At 49.1% G+C, this 18610-nt stretch carries 12 protein-coding genes; 7 read left to right on the plus strand and 5 right to left on the minus strand.

Annotated features, from left to right (window positions below; genetic code table 11):
* The first annotated feature begins 151 nt into the window (after positions 1-151).
* The 4 genes from ABD880_RS15005 to lpdA all read left to right on the plus strand — a co-directional run bounded on the left by ABD880_RS15005 (position 152) and on the right by lpdA (position 7982).
* Positions 152-1756 (plus strand): hypothetical protein, encoded by a 1605-nt coding sequence (locus tag ABD880_RS15005; protein WP_345167787.1) that lies wholly within the window; start codon positions 152-154, stop codon positions 1754-1756.
* 233 nt (positions 1757-1989) lie between these two features.
* On the plus strand, positions 1990-4743 hold the full coding sequence (locus tag ABD880_RS15010) for a 2-oxoglutarate dehydrogenase E1 component (protein ID WP_345167790.1): 2754 nt from the start codon (positions 1990-1992) through the stop codon (positions 4741-4743).
* 88 nt (positions 4744-4831) lie between these two features.
* Positions 4832-6472: a 2-oxoglutarate dehydrogenase complex dihydrolipoyllysine-residue succinyltransferase gene (gene odhB, locus ABD880_RS15015; protein ID WP_345167792.1), complete on the plus strand. Its 1641-nt coding sequence runs from the start codon at positions 4832-4834 to the stop codon at positions 6470-6472.
* Between the two features lie 106 nt (positions 6473-6578).
* On the plus strand, positions 6579-7982 hold the full coding sequence (gene lpdA / locus ABD880_RS15020) for a dihydrolipoyl dehydrogenase (protein WP_345167794.1): 1404 nt from the start codon (positions 6579-6581) through the stop codon (positions 7980-7982).
* 113 nt (positions 7983-8095) lie between these two features.
* Here lpdA and ABD880_RS15025 read toward each other — a convergent pair whose 3' ends face one another.
* Positions 8096-9646, minus strand: a complete 1551-nt coding sequence (locus tag ABD880_RS15025; RefSeq protein ID WP_345167797.1) for an OmpP1/FadL family transporter — start codon at positions 9644-9646, stop codon at positions 8096-8098.
* Positions 9647-9666: 20 nt separating this feature from the next.
* Positions 9667-10764: a C2orf78 family protein gene (locus ABD880_RS15030; protein WP_345167800.1), complete on the minus strand. Its 1098-nt coding sequence runs from the start codon at positions 10762-10764 to the stop codon at positions 9667-9669.
* 250 nt (positions 10765-11014) lie between these two features.
* On the opposite strand from ABD880_RS15030, the gene proS reads away from it, so the two are divergent.
* Entirely contained in the window at positions 11015-12493 is a 1479-nt protein-coding gene (proS, locus tag ABD880_RS15035) for a proline--tRNA ligase (RefSeq protein ID WP_345167801.1), read from the plus strand.
* Between the two features lie 294 nt (positions 12494-12787).
* Here the strand turns inward: proS and ABD880_RS15040 are convergent, their stop codons facing one another.
* The 3 genes from ABD880_RS15040 to ABD880_RS15050 all read right to left on the minus strand — a co-directional run bounded on the left by ABD880_RS15040 (position 12788) and on the right by ABD880_RS15050 (position 16400).
* Positions 12788-13339, minus strand: coding sequence for a hypothetical protein (locus tag ABD880_RS15040; RefSeq protein WP_345167803.1), 552 nt, complete (start codon positions 13337-13339; stop codon positions 12788-12790).
* 85 nt (positions 13340-13424) lie between these two features.
* Positions 13425-13955, minus strand: coding sequence for a leucine-rich repeat domain-containing protein (locus ABD880_RS15045; RefSeq protein WP_345167805.1), 531 nt, complete (start codon positions 13953-13955; stop codon positions 13425-13427).
* Positions 13956-14153: 198 nt separating this feature from the next.
* A complete protein-coding gene (locus ABD880_RS15050; protein WP_345167808.1) occupies positions 14154-16400 on the minus strand; it encodes a monovalent cation:proton antiporter family protein in 2247 nt (748 codons plus the stop codon).
* A gap of 328 nt (positions 16401-16728) precedes the next feature.
* Between ABD880_RS15050 and ABD880_RS15055 the strand changes: the two genes are divergently transcribed.
* Positions 16729-17310, plus strand: a complete 582-nt coding sequence (locus ABD880_RS15055) for an LOG family protein (RefSeq protein WP_345167811.1) — start codon at positions 16729-16731, stop codon at positions 17308-17310.
* Between the two features lie 196 nt (positions 17311-17506).
* Positions 17507-18550, plus strand: coding sequence for a S41 family peptidase (locus tag ABD880_RS15060; RefSeq protein WP_345167814.1), 1044 nt, complete (start codon positions 17507-17509; stop codon positions 18548-18550).
* Positions 18551-18610 lie beyond the last annotated feature (60 nt).

Genomic DNA, 18610 nt, shown 5'->3' on the forward strand with positions numbered 1-18610 from the left:
CGCCAGCCTCAAGGTTAGCCTCTGCGTCTCTTGGTTAAAGGTAGCGTTTTTAGTCTGTTTTCAGAAAAAGAAGCCAAAAACGGTAGGCACTTCTGCTAACCTTTAGACGGGTTTTAAGGTAAAGCGGTTCAACTAAGATTGCGTGTTTACCATGAAGAAGCTTTTTCTGGCCCTAGTACTATTCATCTTCCTGTTTGGGGTGGCCAGGTACTTCTTTCCTAATCATCCTGCCTCCAGTACGTTACAATCCGGCGACTTCTTTGGAGAGAACCGCCATTTGCTCAATCCGCCAGACAGTGTCACGGCCAGCGCCGGTGCCCATTACCAGATAAGTAAGATAGGGGAGTTCTTCTTGGGCAAGCATTACCGCGCGGTCTGGGCCACGCCCGTCAAGGCCGAGGTCTTTCATATGGACAAGATTGCCGGCGGCCTGCGCATGGAGAAGCTAGGCGGCGGCATGCAAACCACCAGCCTCACGCTCACAGACACTGCGGGCCACAAATGGGCCCTTCGCTCCTTAGACAAGGACCCCATCAGCGTCCTTTCCCCTTTCTGGCGGAAGACCTTTGTGGGCAGTTTTGTGCGCGACCAGGTCTCTGCCACCAATCCGTACGCCGCTTTAGTGGTGGCGCCGCTCGCCGAGGCTATTGGCGTGTTTCATCCATCACCAAAACTGGTCTTTGTCTTGCCCTCAGACAAGGACTTTAGGCAACATTCTCATCTCTTCAGTAACCGGCTTTTTCTGATTGAAGAAAAGTTTACTTCTAAGGCATCTCTTACCAAGAAATTTGGAGCCGCCAAAGACCTGGTTGGTACTGAAGTGGTGTTGCAGCGCAGATTCCAATCCACTCACCATAAGATAGATCAATGGGCTTTTGTGCGGGCCCGGCTCTTAGATTTACTGCTGAGCGACTGGGACCGGCATGAAGGCCAATGGGACTGGGCCGAATACAAGCAAGGCACTGAGACCTGGTACAAGCCCATCCCCAAAGACCGTGACCAGGCACTTTGCTGGTATGATGACGGCGTCTTGCCCTGGATAGCCACCCGTAAGTTTGCGGCGCGCAAGTTTGAGTCTTTTCACCCCACTTTTAGAGACGTATATGGCCTTACCATCAATGCCTCTTTCTTAGATGCCCGCGCCTTGTCTGAGGTTTCTCTGGCAGATTTCAGGCGCATTGCCCGCGAGATTCAGGCAGATTTATCTGATTCTGTGCTGCAGCAGGCCGTAAAGCAGTTTCCGCCGGCTATTTATGAGTTGGTAGGCCAACAAACGTTGGACATTTTAAGAAGCAGAAGACAGCAATTGCCTAGAGCCGCTGACGAGTATTATCACATTCTGGCCAAAGAAGTCATAGTAGCAGGTTCTGATGAGCCAGAACGGTTTTTGGTGCAGCGCCTATCACAGGGTAGAACGGTGGTGGAGGTATTTAGAGTCAATGAAAACGGGGCCAATGTGAGCCGCAACTATAGTAGAACCTTCTTTGCCAATGAGACCAACAAAATTCACTTGCACGGATTAGACGGTGATGACTTCTTTGATATTAAGGGAGACGTACTGGTTGGCTCTACTATCTACATGTACGGCGGCAAGGGCAATGACCAGGTAATTGACAAATCATCTGTACAAGGCTGGCGCAAGAAATCTGTGGTAATAGATGCCAAAGGAGGTGTTAAAATCCAGAAGAGCGCCGAGACCGACGTCCAGCTCCAAAAAAACCAGGTGACCTCCCTTGTCCGGTTCAGAGACAAATAATATTCTCTTGTAGAATCAGTTCTAATCGGTAAGAACGTCTGGTTTTATCCTCTTATCTTTTTTAGGGTAATTCCGTAAGGAATTGTTGCACTTCTTCCATTTGTAGGCCAAGTGCTGCCTCCTATAGCCTATCAATTGATAATCACTTATATTTGCTTATGCGAATAAAAGAGACATCACTTTAAAAACCTTTCTTTACATTGGCATTGTCTAGTAAAGAAGCATACATACTTATGGATAAATACTCTTATATCGCTAATGCCCACGGGACTTATATAGACGAGCTCTATAAGCAGTTCCAGCAGGATCCAGAATCAGTGGAGTTTGGATGGCGAAAATTTTTTGAAGGCTACGAGTTCTCTGATAATTATCCCGGAGAGAATGGTGCCGGTGCTGCCACAGCAACGCAAGGCCAACCTGCTGGTGCTTCTGCCACGGCAGTAGACAAAGAAATACAGGTGCGCAATTTAATACACGCGTACCGCTCCCGCGCTCACCTAAGAGCCAAAACCAACCCGGTGCGCCCAAGAAAAGACAGAAAAGCGCGCTTAGACATCCAGGAATTTGGCCTGTCTGAGGCTGACTTAGATACGTCATTCCAGTCTGGGGCCGAGCTTGGCTTAGGCAATGCCAAGCTGCGTGACATCATCAACGCCCTGCAAACCATCTATGAACGCACCATCGGGTTTGAGTTCATGTACATCCGGGACCCAGAAGTTCTGGAGTGGTTCAAAACCAAGGTGGAGAAAGAGTCTCTGGCATTCAACCCATCCATAGAATACAAAAAGCGCATCCTTTCTAAGCTGAACGAGGCGGTGGTGTTTGAGAACTTCTTACATACTAAGTTCTTAGGGCAGAAGCGCTTCTCGCTAGAGGGCGGCGAGACTACCATTCCAGCCTTGGATGCCATCATTGACAAGGGCGCCGAATTAGGCGTGCAGGAAGTGGTGATTGGCATGGCCCACCGTGGCAGATTAAACGTGCTGGCCAACATCATGGGCAAAACCTATGAGCAGATCTTCTCTGAGTTTGAGGGAACGGCCGTGCCAGATTTGACTATGGGTGATGGAGACGTGAAATACCACATGGGTTACTCCAGTGAGGTAGAGACGCCATCTGGCCACAAAGTGAACTTGAAACTGGCGCCTAACCCTTCTCACTTAGAGGCGGTGAACCCGGTAGTAGAAGGCTTTGTGCGCGCCAAGATTGATACCATGTATGGCAAAGACTCCAGCAAGATCTTGCCTATTTTAATTCACGGCGATGCTGCCGTAGCGGGTCAGGGCATTGGGTATGAGCTTATCCAAATGGCCAAGCTGGAAGGCTACGGCACCGGTGGTACGGTTCATTTTGTCATTAATAATCAGGTTGGTTTCACGACTGACTTTGAAGATGCCCGTTCTTCTATCTACAGCACAGACTTGGCCAAGGTAGTAGACGCGCCAGTCCTGCACGTGAACGGAGACGACCCAGAAGCAGTGGTATTTGCCGTGCGTCTGGCCACCGAGTATCGTCAGAAATTCAAGAATGACATCTTCATTGACATGGTGTGTTACCGCCGCCATGGCCACAACGAGGCAGATGAACCTAAGTTCACGCAACCTCAGCTATATAACTTAATCTCCAAGCACCAGAACCCACGCGAGATCTACAACAAAACCCTGGTGAGCCGCGGTGATGTAGACGCGCAGGTGGCTGAGGAGATGGACAAGCAGTTCAGAAACATGTTGCAGGACCGCCTGGACATGGTCAAGCAGAAGCCCTTGCCTTACAATTACCAAAACCTGGAGAAAGAATGGCAAGAACTACGCCGTTCAACCCCAGAAGATTTTGACCAGTCGCCTCAGACCGGTATTTCTATAGAGGCAATTGAGCAGGTAGGAAAAGCCTTGACTACGCTTCCAGAGAACTTCAAGCCGCTCAAGCAGATTGAGAAACTGACCAAAGAGCGCCAGGATATGTTCTTCAATGCCCGCTCTTTGAACTGGGCTTCAGCTGAACTATTGGCCTATGGGTCTATTTTGTTAGAAGGTAAGATTGTGCGCATGAGCGGTCAGGACGTGCAACGCGGTACATTCTCTCACCGTCATGCAGTCTTACATGACGCCAACACCAGCGCCGCCTATACCAACTTGAACCACATCGCCGAAGGCCAGCAGCAACTGCATATCTACAACTCCCTGCTTTCTGAGTATGGCGTGCTAGGGTATGAATTTGGCTACGCGATGGCCAACCCGAATGCCTTGGTAATTTGGGAAGCCCAGTTCGGGGATTTCGCCAACGGCGCGCAGGTCATGATTGACCAGTTCATCTCTTCTACAGAGTCTAAGTGGCAGCGCATGAATGGCGTGGTGATGCTGTTGCCGCACGGCTATGAGGGCCAGGGTCCGGAGCACTCCAACGCCCGCCCAGAGCGCTTCTTGCAGTTGGCCGCCGAATACAACATGTACGTAACCGCCTGTACCACCCCGGCTAACTTCTTCCACATGCTGCGTCGTCAGTTGGCTACACCGTATAGAAAGCCGTGTATCCACATGTCACCTAAGTCTATGTTGCGTCATCAAGCGGTGATGTCACCTATTGAAGACTTCACGCAAGGCTCGTTCCAGGAAGTGATTGGCGACGGTTTTGTAGACGCTGCCGCGGTGAGCAAGGTGTTGCTGTGTGCTGGCAAGGTATATTATGATCTATTGGAAGAACAGCAGAAGACAGGCCGCACCGATGTAGCCATCATTCGTCTGGAGCAGTTGCATCCGTTCCCTAAAGTGCAGTTGCAGGCTGAGCTGGCTAAATACCCGAACGCCCAAGTATACTGGGTACAGGAAGAGCCTTACAACATGGGTGCCTGGACCTACATTTTAAGCGTAATGCGCAATGAAGTGGTAGACGTGGTTTCCCGTAAGTCTAGCTCATCGCCGGCTACTGGTTACAACAAAGTGCATCAGAAAGAGCAACGCGCCATTGTAGAAAAAGCATTTGCAATATAATTAAGAAAGAAAGCTTCCGTTTTTGTGCTACTTTTCAGGAATTAGCCCAAAAACGGAAGCGTGTTAAGTTAATCTTAATCAAAAAGATATGTCATTAGAAGTGAAAGTGCCGGTAGTCGGCGAATCCATCACCGAGGTAACCGTTGCCAAATGGTTAAAGCAAGACGGTGACCAGGTTGCCATGGATGAAATCATCTGTGAGCTGGAGTCTGACAAGGCCACCTTTGAACTACCCGCCGAAGCCGCTGGAGTACTTCGTATTCAAGCGCAAGAAGGCGATACCATTCCGATAGGTGCGGTTATCTGCGTGATTGAAGGTTCTGGAGACGGTGCTTCTGCGCCTAAACCAGCCGCCGCCACTTCGCAGGAAGGTATGGTAGAATCTAAAACCGTTTCTGACCCACAGAGTACTACGGTAGCCGAGCAAGTGCCAAGCCGCGATGCCCAGAACCAACCAACAGAAGGCGGCGGCGCCGGACAAGCTAGCGCTGGTACAGGTCAAACCCTAGATATCAAAATCCCAACGGTAGGTGAGTCTATCACCGAGGTGACTATTGCCAAATGGTTGAAAGCCGACGGCGACCAAGTGAACATGGATGAAGTGCTATGCGAACTGGAATCTGACAAAGCTACGTTTGAGTTACCAGCCGAGGCTGCCGGCGTATTGCGCATTGTAGCGCAAGAAGGTGAAACCGTAGAGATTGGTGCGACCATCTGCCGTATTGAGGTAGGTGTCAGTTCTGGTGCGCCTAAGTCAAGCGCTCCTGCCGCACAGCCAGCGCAAGCGGCTTCTGCTCCAGCGGGTGGTGCTTCTACCTATGCCAGCGGAACGCCGTCACCAGCGGCCGGCAAGATTCTTTCTGAGAAAGGCATCTCTGCCTCAGACGTAAGCGGCTCTGGCCGTGACGGACGCATCACCAAAGAAGACGCACAGAACGCTCAGGCTCGTCCGGCGGCTCCTGTTGCTCAACCAGCGGCATCTGCTCCAACTTCTTCAGCTCAGGCATCAGCTCCAGCAGTAGCAGGTTCAAGAAACTCACGCCGTGAGAAGATGAGCTCGTTGCGCAAGACGGTCGCCCGCAGATTGGTGTCGGTGAAAAACGAGACGGCCATGTTGACTACCTTCAATGAGGTAGACATGAAACCCATCATGGACATCAGAGCCAAGTTCAAAGATAAGTTCAAAGAGAAGCACGAAGTTGGTTTAGGATTCATGTCCTTCTTTATCAAGGCATGTACTGTTGCGCTAAAAGAGTGGCCAGCGGTAAATGCTCAGATTGACGGCGGCGAGATGATCTTCAACGACTTCTGCGATATCTCCATTGCCGTGTCTGCGCCTAAAGGCTTGGTAGTTCCGGTTATCCGTAACGCTGAAGGCCTCAGCTTGGACGGTATTGAGAAAGAAGTAGTGCGTCTAGCTAAGCGTGCGCGTGAGAACAAACTGGGCATTGACGAGATGACTGGTGGTACCTTCACCATCACTAACGGTGGCGTGTTTGGGTCTATGATGTCTACGCCAATCATCAACGCACCGCAGTCGGCTATATTGGGTATGCACAACATCGTGAATCGCCCTGTGGCCATCAACAACCAAGTGGAGATTCGTCCAATGATGTACTTGGCACTTTCGTATGACCACCGCATCATTGACGGTCGTGAGTCAGTTAGCTTCTTGGTGAGAGTAAAAGAATTGCTGGAAGATCCAATGCGTTTATTACTCGGAGTTTAATTTCCGTTTTAGGCATGTTTTCCAGAAAATAAGTTAAAAACGAAAGGCTCCGTACTGCTTGGGAAAAGTAGGAACGGGGCCTTTTCTTCACATAAAAAGAAAGAGCATGAAATACGATGTAACGGTCATTGGGTCAGGTCCGGGAGGCTATGTAGCAGCCATTCGCTGTGCGCAGTTGGGTCTGAAAACAGCCATCATTGAAAAGTATTCAGTTTTGGGCGGTACGTGCTTAAACGTAGGCTGTATTCCGTCTAAGGCTTTGTTGGATTCATCTGAGCACTATCACAACGCGGCGCACACTTTCAAAGAGCACGGCATTGATTTGGAAAACTTGCAGGTGAACTTGGAGCAGATGATTAACCGCAAGAGTGGCGTGATTAAGTCGAACAACGACGGTATTGCCTACCTCATGAAGAAGAACAAGATTGACGTCTACAACGGTCTTGGCTCTTTCGTGAACAAGAACACCATCAAAATTACCGGTCAGGACGGCGCCGAACAGCAGATTGAAACCGACAAGACCATTATTGCCACGGGTTCTAAGCCGGTGAATTTGCCATTCTTGCCTATTGATAAAAACCGCATCATCACTTCTACCGAGGCCTTGACTTTGAAAGAGGTGCCTAAGCACATGATTGTGATTGGCGGTGGCGTAATTGGCTTAGAGCTAGGTTCTGTTTATGCGCGCTTGGGCGCGAAAGTATCTGTGGTAGAATACACAGATGCCCTCATCCCGACTATGGACCGTGCCTTAGGCAAAGAACTACAGCGCGTTTTGAAGAAGACTTTGGGCTTCCAATTCTTCTTCGGGCATAAAGTGACGGGAGCGCAGGTAGAAGGAGACGTGGTGAAAGTGACCGCAGAAACGCCTAAAGGCGAAACCATCACCATGGAAGGCGACTATTGCCTTGTATCGGTGGGCCGTAAACCATATACCGAAGGCCTAGGTTTAGAAAACGCAGGTGTGCAATTGGCAGAGCGCGGTATGATTGCCGTAGATGACCACTTGCAAACCAACGTACCGGGCATCTACGCCATAGGCGATGTAGTACGCGGTGCTATGCTAGCGCATAAAGCCGAAGAAGAAGGTGTACTAGTTGCCGAGCAGATAGTAGGTCAGAAACCGCATATCAACTATAACCTGATCCCAGGCGTGGTTTACACCTGGCCAGAAGTAGCCGGTGTGGGTCTAAATGAGGAGCAGTTGAAAGAACAGGGCCGTGCCTACAAATCTGGTTCTTTCCCGTTCAAAGCCTCGGGTCGCGCAAAGGCGTCCATGGATACAGACGGTTTTGTGAAGGTACTGGCAGATGCGCAGACAGATGAGATTCTGGGTGTGCACATGATCGGACCACGCGCCGCAGACATGATTGCAGAAGCCGTAGTAGCCATGGAATTCAGAGCGTCTGCCGAGGACATCGCGCGGATGAGTCATGCCCACCCAACCTACACAGAAGCCATGAAAGAAGCCTGCTTAGCCGCTACGGAGAACAGAGCGCTACACATCTAATTCATACTAGATAGCTTAGAAAAGAGAAGGCCTCTCCTGAATCATCAGGAGAGGCCTTCTCTTTTTAACTTCGTTTTTGGCCTGTTTTCTGGAAATCAGGCCAAAAACGAAGCTTAGAAATTCCAACCAACCGTTACTACAAAATTGGTGTTCTTGTGATCGCTTTCTACTAGTGGGGTGACAGCGTCTGTGTAGATAGAATTAGTCTGACCGGCCTCTAAGTTGGTATATGGGCTGTACAGACTCTTGTATTTGCTATACACCAGAGCCGCATCAATGAAGTAGTTGGTCTGCTTAATCCCCAAGCCACCCGTCAAGAAGGTCTTAGACTGGTCCACGTCACTGTCTTTGAACGGGTCACCGTAATAGCCAAATCCACCGCGTACTCTAAAGATGTTAAATCTGCCTTCGGCACCTAATCTATAGTTTAAAGCGCTTTGGTATGTGTTTTTGGCGGCGTTGTTGGCGGTGTTAAAAGACTCATCGTCTGCACTCAGGCGGCCGTTGCTGTAGTCTACGTACTCCACGTCTGCCGTGATGAAGCCATTCTTGCCCAGAAAGACGGCGGCACCGCCGCTGGCTCTAAACGGGGTGGTCATGCTGTATTCATACTCGCCGGGCAGGGTAGTTGCGTAGGCGTCATCAAAAGTGCCAGGCTTGAAGTTGACCGTTAAGCTAGAGCTGTAGCGGTCTGTAAGCGTATACCAGGTAGGCGTCTGCACAGAAACCCCTAAACGTAAGACATCAGAAGGGCGGAAGATGGCGCCCACCTTCAGCATTACCCCAGAACCTTCGGTTAACAGATCATCGCGCAGTGTCAAATCTTCTAAGGCTGACTGGCTGTTCTGAGCCGTGGTAGGCCCCACTTCACTGTAGGTTCTGGTCCTCTTAAAACGCACGTTGGTCAAGCCCAATGAACCGCCAATGAAAAACTTGTCCCTGAAACTGGCGCCGTAAGAAAAGTCCCATTGATTCTGTGAGCCGCTGGTGACAATTCTTTCAGAAAAAGGCGTAGCCACGCGTACTCTAGAGATAGGGTCATCATTATTATCTGGCGTGAAAGAATAGTCTGGTGCGTAGTAGAACTGGCCGGCCGCGTCATAGTCAATCAAGCCCGTGGCAAAAGCCAGGTCTTCAATGTAAAAGTAGTCTGACGTGTTGCTTACCCCGTACAGGTTGGCCAACTGGTCAGCGTATTCAGCAAACTTTAAACCGCCCTCTGGGTGCGTACCTTGGTAAGCCTGGCGCTGGTTAAAGTTGTTTACGCGCGTAAAGCCAATGCCAAAAGCGCCAGAGCGCCAGTCGCCTTCTTCGTCATCTGCCTTGCGTCTGGAGATGACAATGCCCAGCTGCGGGATGTTCATGTTGTTGCGGTTATCTGAGGCCGAAGAGCCATAGACGTTTCCGGTGGTATTATTAAAGTTCAAGCCGGCAGAAACCGTCACCTCTGAGCGTCTGAACAAGCCAAGTCCCGCGGGGTTTGACGTTAACGTTCCGGCATCGCCGCCCAGGGCCACGCTGGCGCCGCTAAGTCCCAGGGTGCGGGCGGTGCCGCCAAAGTCTGTGCGGGAATATCTAAGGACGTCTGCCTCATTCTGGGCAAAGCCCTCTCTAGCACTGCCTAGCAAGGCCAGGCAGGCTAAAAGGATGCTGTATTTTTTCATGTTTTAGATTGGGAAGTGGATTAGTTTCGGCCCCTTCTAGAAGAACCTGAGCTTGAAGAACCAGAACTGCTGCTGCCACTGCTCCCAGATGATGAGGAAGAAGAGCTAGAGCGCGATGGCTCATAAGAAGAACGTGACGGCTCAGAAGTACGCGACGGCTCATACGACGTGCGCGGCTGTACTCTTGGACGGCTTTCACTTTGGGTAGAAGCCTCTGGCGCATCTCTACGGCGTCTTACCGGCGGTGCGCTTTGTCCCTCACTTGACCGCGAGTTAGAGTTCTGCTGCGTGCCCTCTACCCGGGCTGGCGAAGAATCTGTACGTCTGCGAGTAGGATAAGCCGTTCCGTCTGAACTACGGGAAGACCTGATCACTCCGTCTGGCGCCGTTCTTGAGTTTCTGGTGCTTTGTGTAGAAACGTTGTTTCTGCTGTCGCGGGCCCCTGTTCTGGAGGCCGCGCCCACTCCCACATTGGTAGAGCGGTCATTACGACGGCCATAGGCAACCTTGCGGGCATACACGTCACCTCTGTAGAACCCGTCATAGAAACCGCCACCGTAACGGTACGGGTTATAACCATAGCCGTATCTGTACGGGTTGTAGCCGTAGCCCCAAGGATTACCCCAGCCCAAGCCAATGGATATCATTACCCCGCTGTACATAGGGCGTGGCCAGAACGGATCATACACCACCATAGGTCTGTAGAACGGGTCGTAGAATGGATCATACCACGGGTCATACATCATGGCTCGTGAGTAATACCTGGATGGGGAATAATATGGCGAGTAAGCGTAATACGGATTGCCAAACGGCGCATCATAGTACGAGTACTGGTACGGGTCATTGTTGTTGCGGCGCGTACGGCGGTCATCCTGGTAGGTCTCTGGGTCGCTTACGCGCTCCGTGATGTCCTCAGAAGAGCTTTGGTACTCGCCTCTGTCCTCCCGGGTCGTCTCTGAGCGCTGCTCATACGTGGGTTCCACGTAGGTGACTTTGTCTGAAGAAGAGAAATAAACATCATCTGTCTCGCTGGTCTGCAAGTTTGATGAGGTGCTACAACCCGCCATCAAGAAACCCAGCAGAGGTAGCAACAGGACTTTATTTGTATAGTGGTTCATTATAGTACAGGTAAAAAGAGTAGTTGGGTTAGGACGCTTTATTCAAACACGAAGCCAAGTATCACTAGTATCCGGTTCGCCAACGTTTCTATTATGATATATTAACGTATTTTTGACCCGAATTCTATTATGATATATTAACGTATTTTTGACCCGAAAAGGTATGGAATGCGATCAAGAAAAAATAAGCAAATTCCATGCCGAAAATTAGACATTCGCTATATAATTCACTCTAGTAAAGATACATAAAATGAGCAAAGGGTTGCCTAAGCGCAGTGAGGATTATTCCCTCTGGTACAATGAGTTGGTAAAAAAAGCCGGTCTGGCAGAAAATTCTGCCGTGCGCGGCTGTATGGTCATAAAACCGTATGGGTACGCCATCTGGGAGAAAATGCAACGCGTCCTGGATGACATGTTTAAAGCTACAGGACACTCCAACGCCTACTTTCCCCTATTTGTACCCAAAAGTTTGTTTGAGGCCGAAGAGCAGAACGCCGAAGGTTTTGCCAAGGAATGCGCCGTGGTCACCCACTACCGCCTGCAAAACGACCCTGACAAGCCCGGCAAACTACGCGTAGACCCTAATGCTAAACTTGAAGAAGAACTAATTGTTCGGCCAACCTCAGAGGCCATCATCTGGAGCACCTACAAGGGCTGGATTCAAAGCTACCGCGACTTGCCGTTGCTCATCAACCAATGGGCCAACGTAGTGCGCTGGGAAATGCGCACGCGCTTGTTCCTGCGTACCGCTGAGTTTCTGTGGCAAGAAGGCCACACCGCCCATGCCACCGCTAAGGAAGCCGTAGAGGAAACCGAGCGCATGTTGCACGTGTACGCAGATTTTGCAGAGAACTTCCTGGCGCTACCAGTGGTACGCGGCAAGAAAACCCCAAATGAGCGTTTTGCCGGAGCATTGGACACCTACTGCATTGAAGGCTTGATGCAAGACGGCAAAGCCTTGCAGGCTGGTACGTCTCACTTCTTGGGCCAGAACTTCGCGCAGGCATTTGACGTGAAGTACGCCACCAAAGAAGGCGGTTTGGAATATGTGTGGGGAACGTCTTGGGGCGTGAGTACCCGTTTGATGGGTGCCTTGGTGATGGCCCACTCAGATGACGAAGGTTTGGTGCTTCCTCCAAAGTTGGCGCCTATCCAAGTGGTGATTGTACCTATCTACAAAGGCGAAGAACAATTGGCGCAAATCTCTGAGAAAGTCTTGGCGCTTAAGAAACAGTTAGAAGCCAAAGGCATCTCTGTGAAGTTTGACGACCGCGACACTGAGCGCCCGGGCTTCAAGTTTGCCGAATGGGAATTGAAAGGCGTACCGGTGCGTATTGCTATTGGTGGACGTGACTTAGAGAACGGCACCGCCGAAGTAGCCCGCCGTGACACCAAAGAGAAAACCTCGCAACAGTTTGATGACTTGGTGAACCTAGTGCCTGCTTTGTTGGATGAGATACAAGCCAACATCTATCAACGTGCCTTTGACTTTAGAGAAGCCAATACCACCAAGGTAGACTCTTATGATGAGTTCAAGCGCCTGCTAGACGAGAAGCCGGGCTTCATCCTGGCGCACTGGGACGGCACGCCCGAAACCGAAGAGCGCATCAAGGAAGAAACCAAAGCGACTATCCGTTGCATCGCCTTGGACACGCCAGAAGAAGAGGGCGTAGACATGGTCACCGGTCAGCCTTCTAAGCGCCGTGTGTATTTTGCCAGAGCGTACTAAGTGATGTGAAGATTTGGAAATGAGGAGATGTGAAAATGTCTTCTCTGTTTGATAGAAAAGCGGAGGTTGTGCAAACAGCTTCCGCTTTTCGTTTTTAGGCTGTTTTCTGGAAAACAGGCTGAAAATGGGTTTTGAGCCTTCGCCAAAATTGGAGACTTGCAGCGAGGTCTGTTTAGATAAGGTATTGTGTTTTAGTTATTAGAGATTACAGCAATATTGGTTTCAAGACCTAACTCTTATTGCGGGCGAAGTCTGAAGCTGAAGGCCTTGCCTACACGTTGTTACCTATAGGTGTTATTTTAATTGCACCCATACAATTTCATCTTCTTGTATGTTTCTTAAGAATTCAACATTGACCTTGTTAGATGAAATTTGACTTTCTACTCCAATTTTGATTTTTTCATCTTCCAGTCTTCCAGAGAATTGGTGGTATAAAATGCCTATTTTACTAAGCTGTTTTTTCAATCGAGGGTCATGTATAAATTCAATCCATTTTCTGGATTCTCTTAATTCCTTTTCAACAGCCTCTGAATTCCTCTCTGCAAATTCGTTTCTCCTCTGTTCTAAAAGTAATTCTGTTCTTTTATTTGAAAACTTTTTCCTCTCAAGCTTTTTCTTTTCCTTTTGCCAGTCAGGTTCAGAAGAATTCTCTCGATAGTTCTTGCCTAAGACTGAACCACAATCACAACTTGTACGTGTCGTCAAGAAGGCATTTATAGCATGAAAGCCTATAATATTCAATTCTCGCTTTGAATAATTTAGCCCGATTTCAGATGCAATACTTTTTACCAAGAAATCTTCAGAAGGTTCATTCGTAAGTAAGAAGTTGAATTGGCACATTTTCATTCTTTAAATTATAGGTAACGTTTAGTATGGGTGAAGGCCATAGCGAAGCAAGGTTTTTACCCATACCTTGTTACCTGCTGTACTTCTATTCCATGCTTTCGAAGTACTCTTCAATACTTACTATTATTTTTATGTCAGGATTTAATGCCTGCTTCAATGTATTGTAAGCATCCCTGTCCATTTTTACATCGATGATTTTAAGTGTTTTTAGGCTAGGGAGCTTCTTTGATTTTTCCAGTTCATTAACAATTACTAACTCATGATTTATTGAGAGGTCTAAAACTTCCAACCTTTCTAGTTTAGTAATGGAAATCGGGAGACTTTTAAGGTTGTTAGTGTTTAGGATTAAGGTTTTTAGCTTGGAAAGCTCTCCTATTCTTTCTGGAAGTTCCGTTAAGTGATTTGAGTTCGGGTCTTTTAAAGCAGAAAGTGGCGGATAAAAAGTAATCTCGCTACTTCCTAAGTCTAAAAACTCAATATTTTTATTGTCCAATACACTTTTTGGAATGGCTTTTAAGTGTTTCCCACTTAAGTCAACTCTAACCTCTGTTTGATTTATCACTGTTCTGCAACTTCCTAAAGTTATCAGCAGAATAATCAAGAAAAATTTATTCATGTATTTTGTATTGCAGGTAACTACTATATAAACCGAACTATTCGGCTTATCTGCGTTATGGATGGAGGAAAATTTAAATTCTTGCGGGTGACTAGTAGTCAACAGGAACTACCGAAATTACTATACTTAGCCTAAACAATACAACCTTAGCTAACATCTCGTTGAATAAAATATTGGCAGATTATTCCCTAGGCGCTTTCAGCTTACGCCATCAATAGACTTAATCAAACGCGTGTCACCGGCTAGCCAGACAATGTCCTCTAACTGAAACACGGTGCTGGGTTCTGGGTTTAAGATGCGTTCGCCGTGGCGTTCAATGCCCACTACAAGGCCATTGGTTTTCTCCCGGATGCCAGAGTCCCGGATACTTTGGTGCAGGAAGGGGAACTTGGTGTCTGCTATCAACTGCCTTAGGGAGATGTCGGGCTGGTCTACGGTCATTTCAATGTCTGGCGCCTCAATCTCTACATAGGGTTTGAACGCAGCCAGCTGGTCATCTGTGCCTATCACCGTGATGCGGTCCATGGGGTACAGGAACTCTGTGCCGCGCGGAACGGGAATGATGTTTCTGCCCCGCTCTATGCGGGCTATGTTAATGCCAAAGCGTTCGCGCAAGGCCAGGTCAATCAAAGATTTGCCAGCAAAATATGACTCGGGGCTCACCCTGAACTCTGCCAAGTGAGCGTCCCAAGGCAGGATTTTCTTGACGGGTGATTCATTCTCCAGTTCGCGGGCGTTGAGATTGGTCAAAAAGCGGCGCTCAATGCGGTCATAGGTCTTGCGCAAACGCTGGGTCATTAACGGGAAGATGATGCCAATGAGAATAGCCGCAATAATGAGCGCCACCTGTATGGAAAATAGTTGATCCAGCAACAACCCCACAAACACAAGTGCCAACAAGATGCGGGCAATCTCCAGACCCAGCAAAGGGCCGCGGGCATACTTTTTCTCGCGCCAAAGCCGGGAGTAGGCTCGGGTCCTGATTCTTCTGATGGAGAGGGCGTAGATAAACGGCGACATGAGCACAATGGCCACAAAAACTGTAAGCAGATTGCTCCACAAGGGGTTTTGAATGGTGACGGTCAGCAATGGCCCCAGGTATTGGGTGTTAATCAGGATCATCCCTATCAAGATCACAGAGTTGCTGATAATGATCTGCGCGAAGGACCGCAACACCAACTGCCAGTCACTGGCATTGCTGATAGACTGCGTGCTGGTAGTGTAGTTGTTGAGCCTATTCTTCCAGTGGGTAGGCAGGTTTTTGTCTAAACGGTCAGCTAACGGCTCAGACAGCTTTATAAGAAAAGGCGTGGTAAAGGTGGTAAGGGCAGATACCGCCACAGCAATGGGATAGATGTAACTGCTGGTAACCTTTAACGTGACGCCCAAGGTGGCAATGATAAAGGAAAACTCTCCAATCTGAGCCAAGCTCATGCCCGCCTGTATGGATTGCTTAAGGGGCTGGCCAGAAGCCAGGGCGCCTATTGCGCTAAAGAAGAATTTTCCTGAAATAGTGATGAGGGTGATAACTAAGACCGGGCCTATGTAGTCCACCAGATGCGAGAGGTCTATGAGCATGCCCACAGACACAAAAAACACTGCCCCAAAGAGATCTTTCACGGATTTGGTAAGGTGCTCAATCTTCTCACTAAACACCGTCTCTGCCAGAATAGAACCCATGATGAATGCGCCCAAAGCCGGTGAGAAACCCGCCTCTGAGGCCAATACCACCATCAATAGACACAAGGCCACCGAGATAATGAGCAAAGTCTCAGCGTTCATGATCTTGCTCGCCTTCCTAAGAAAAGTAGGTATCAGGTAAATGCCGCCCAAGAACCAGATGGACAAGAAGAAAGCCAACTTAAGCATAGCCATGAGCAGGGCCTGGCCGCCAAACTGCTGGCTCACCGCTACGGTAGACAGTAGCACCAACAGCAAAATGGCCACAAGGTCTTCTACCACCAGAATGCCAAAGACAAAGCCCGCAAACTTCTGGGTCTTTACGCCCAGTTCATCAAAAGCTCTTATGATAATAGTGGTTGATGAAATTGAAAGAATACCGCCCAGAAAAAGGCTGTCCATAAAATTCCAACCCAGTATCTGCCCCGTGATGTAGCCCAGAAGAATCATGCCCACCACTTCCGTCATGGCGGTGATGGATGCAGTACCGCCCACTTTTGCCAGCTTTTTAAAACTGAACTCCAGACCTAGGCTGAACAACAAGAAAATAACCCCAATCTCGCCCCAGACGTGAATTGTTTTACCGTCTGTAACAGTGGGCAATAACTTATAATTTGGGCCTACCAAAAGGCCGGCAATAATGTAGCCCAGCACCAAGGGCTGTTTCAGTTTTTTGAATATGAGCGTAGTAAGACCGGCCGTGCCCAATATAAAGGCCAGGTCTGTGATAAGCGCCGGAAGGTGGATTGCCGTAACGTCTGCCATCTATATCTAGGTAGTGAGGCGAATAACTATTTCAAAATACGTCGCTAAGTGGAGGGGCTTTTTTACATACGCAATAAACAGAATCATGTCCTCTTGTCAAGCAGGCAGGCTATCTTCTGTAATAAATTGCTCCGTTTTTGGCCTGTTTTCCAGAAAATACCCTAAAAATGAGAATGCCAGTGAAGAATACAAACTGCGTGGCGCTAGTTGGGCGTACTTGAGCAATGCTGTTTAAGAGGAAAGGTGGACTACAAAGACGCAGCAAGCCGTACGTCCAGATTAGAGAACCTTTCCTATTTTTGCAGACACGTTTAAAGTACTCTTCGTCATGAAAAGCATAGCTATTTTTTGCGGCGCCAGCTCTGGCCATAATCCCGTGTATCAGCAAGCCGCCCAAGCCTTGGGCACACTGTTCGCGCAAAAGGAAATCAAACTGGTGTACGGCGGTGGCAAAGTAGGTTTGATGGGCGTGATTGCAGACGCAGTGCTAGCCAGCGGCGGTCAGGTGGTAGGTGTGATTCCGCAGAGTCTGGTAGACATGGAAGTGGCGCACATGGGCCTCACGGAGTTGCACGTGGTGCAGACCATGCACGAGCGCAAAGCCTTGATGGCCGCTGAGTCAGACGCGTTTGTGGCCATGCCCGGGGGCTTCGGGACGTTTGACGAGTTTTGCGAGATTGTGACCTGGAACCAGTTGGGCATCATCCAGAAACCAGCGGCGCTCTTCAACGTGAACGGTTACTTTAACCCATTTCTCCAGATGCTAAACCACGCTGTGGAAGAAGGCTTCCTGAAAGCCGTCCACAGAGACAACCTCATCATAGCAGACCAACCCGAAGTCCTGCTAGACCAACTTCTGCACCACGCACCGGTCATGACCCAGAAGTGGGTAGACTTTAAACGTATTTAAAAGCAGGGTTTACGGGAGCAATATCAGTTAAAGCGCTGCTTAATACCATGCATCGCCATGCAGTAAGGTAAAGACTTGCATTCGTTTTTAGCCTGTTTTCCAGAAAGTAGGCCAAAAACGGCCGAAATGTTTTGAAGCCCAGGCAACTGATAAGAGACAGGTAGCATCTTAGATTCAAGTACTACTTATTGCTCTTATGAAAAAGTATCCTTTTCTTCTCACGCTGGCCTTAATGCTGAGCACGGCTGGCTTTGGTCAGAACAATCCTTATAACATAGTAGACAGCGTAAAAACGTACTTTGACAAGGGCTTGGAGGTGATGGAGGAAAATGCCCTCAACCGTGGACAAGTCAACTGGCTGGAACTTCGGCAGGCCGCGTATGCTAAGGCCAAGGGTGCTAAGACGTATGAAGACGTGCTCCCCGTCTATCCTTTCTTGTTTGAACAGCTAAACGACTACCACGGCTGGTTAACCTACAAAGGGAAAACCTATGCCTGGAACAAAAAGCGCGATCAGGCTAAAAACCCAGCAGTACAGGTAGAGCTTAAAAAAAAGCCAGGTGTGCAAGTGCGGCTTCTTAAGAATGGCATTGGCTACATCCTGATTCCGGGTAACAGCGACTTTGGGATGAAGAACGTGAACCGAAACGCGCAGGCCATCAAGGACTCCATCAGTAAAATACATCCAGACAAAGTGAAAGGCTGGATCATCGACCTAAGGCTAAATACCGGCGGCAATATGTATCCCATGCTAGGCGGCCTGGCAGACATCATTGGGGACGGTCCAGCTGGTGGTTTTGTCACAGCTGAAGGTCAGCCAGACGAACAGTGGAGCGTACAAGGCGGCAACTTCTATGTAAACAATGCCCAAGCCACCAAGGCCACTGCTAGTACCTCCGTCAAACCAAACGTGCCAGTGGCCGTGCTGTTAAGCAACATGACCGCCAGCGCCGGTGAAGCGGTGGCCATTGCCTTGCAGGGGCGGCCCAATACCCAGTTTATCGGGGAGACGACGTATGGCTTAACCACCGCCAACTTAGGTTTCCCATTAAACAAGGACTCGGGCATTAACCTGGCGGTGTTGTATGAAGCAGACAGAAAGGGTATCCTTTACAAGGACCATATCGCCCCTCAGGTAAAAATTGAAGGAGGCGATAATTTCACAGACTGGAAGAAAGACCAAAAAGTATTGGCAGCCCTGAAATGGTTGAAGAAATCTGCCAGAAAGAAAAGCGTATAAAGCAGATTTGGTCTTATTTAAAAGCAGAAGCCCCGGCGCAACTATGCCGGGGCTTCTGCT

Source organism: Nibribacter koreensis (genome assembly GCF_039541795.1).
Classification (GTDB): Bacteria; Bacteroidota; Bacteroidia; order Cytophagales; family Hymenobacteraceae; genus Nibribacter; species Nibribacter koreensis.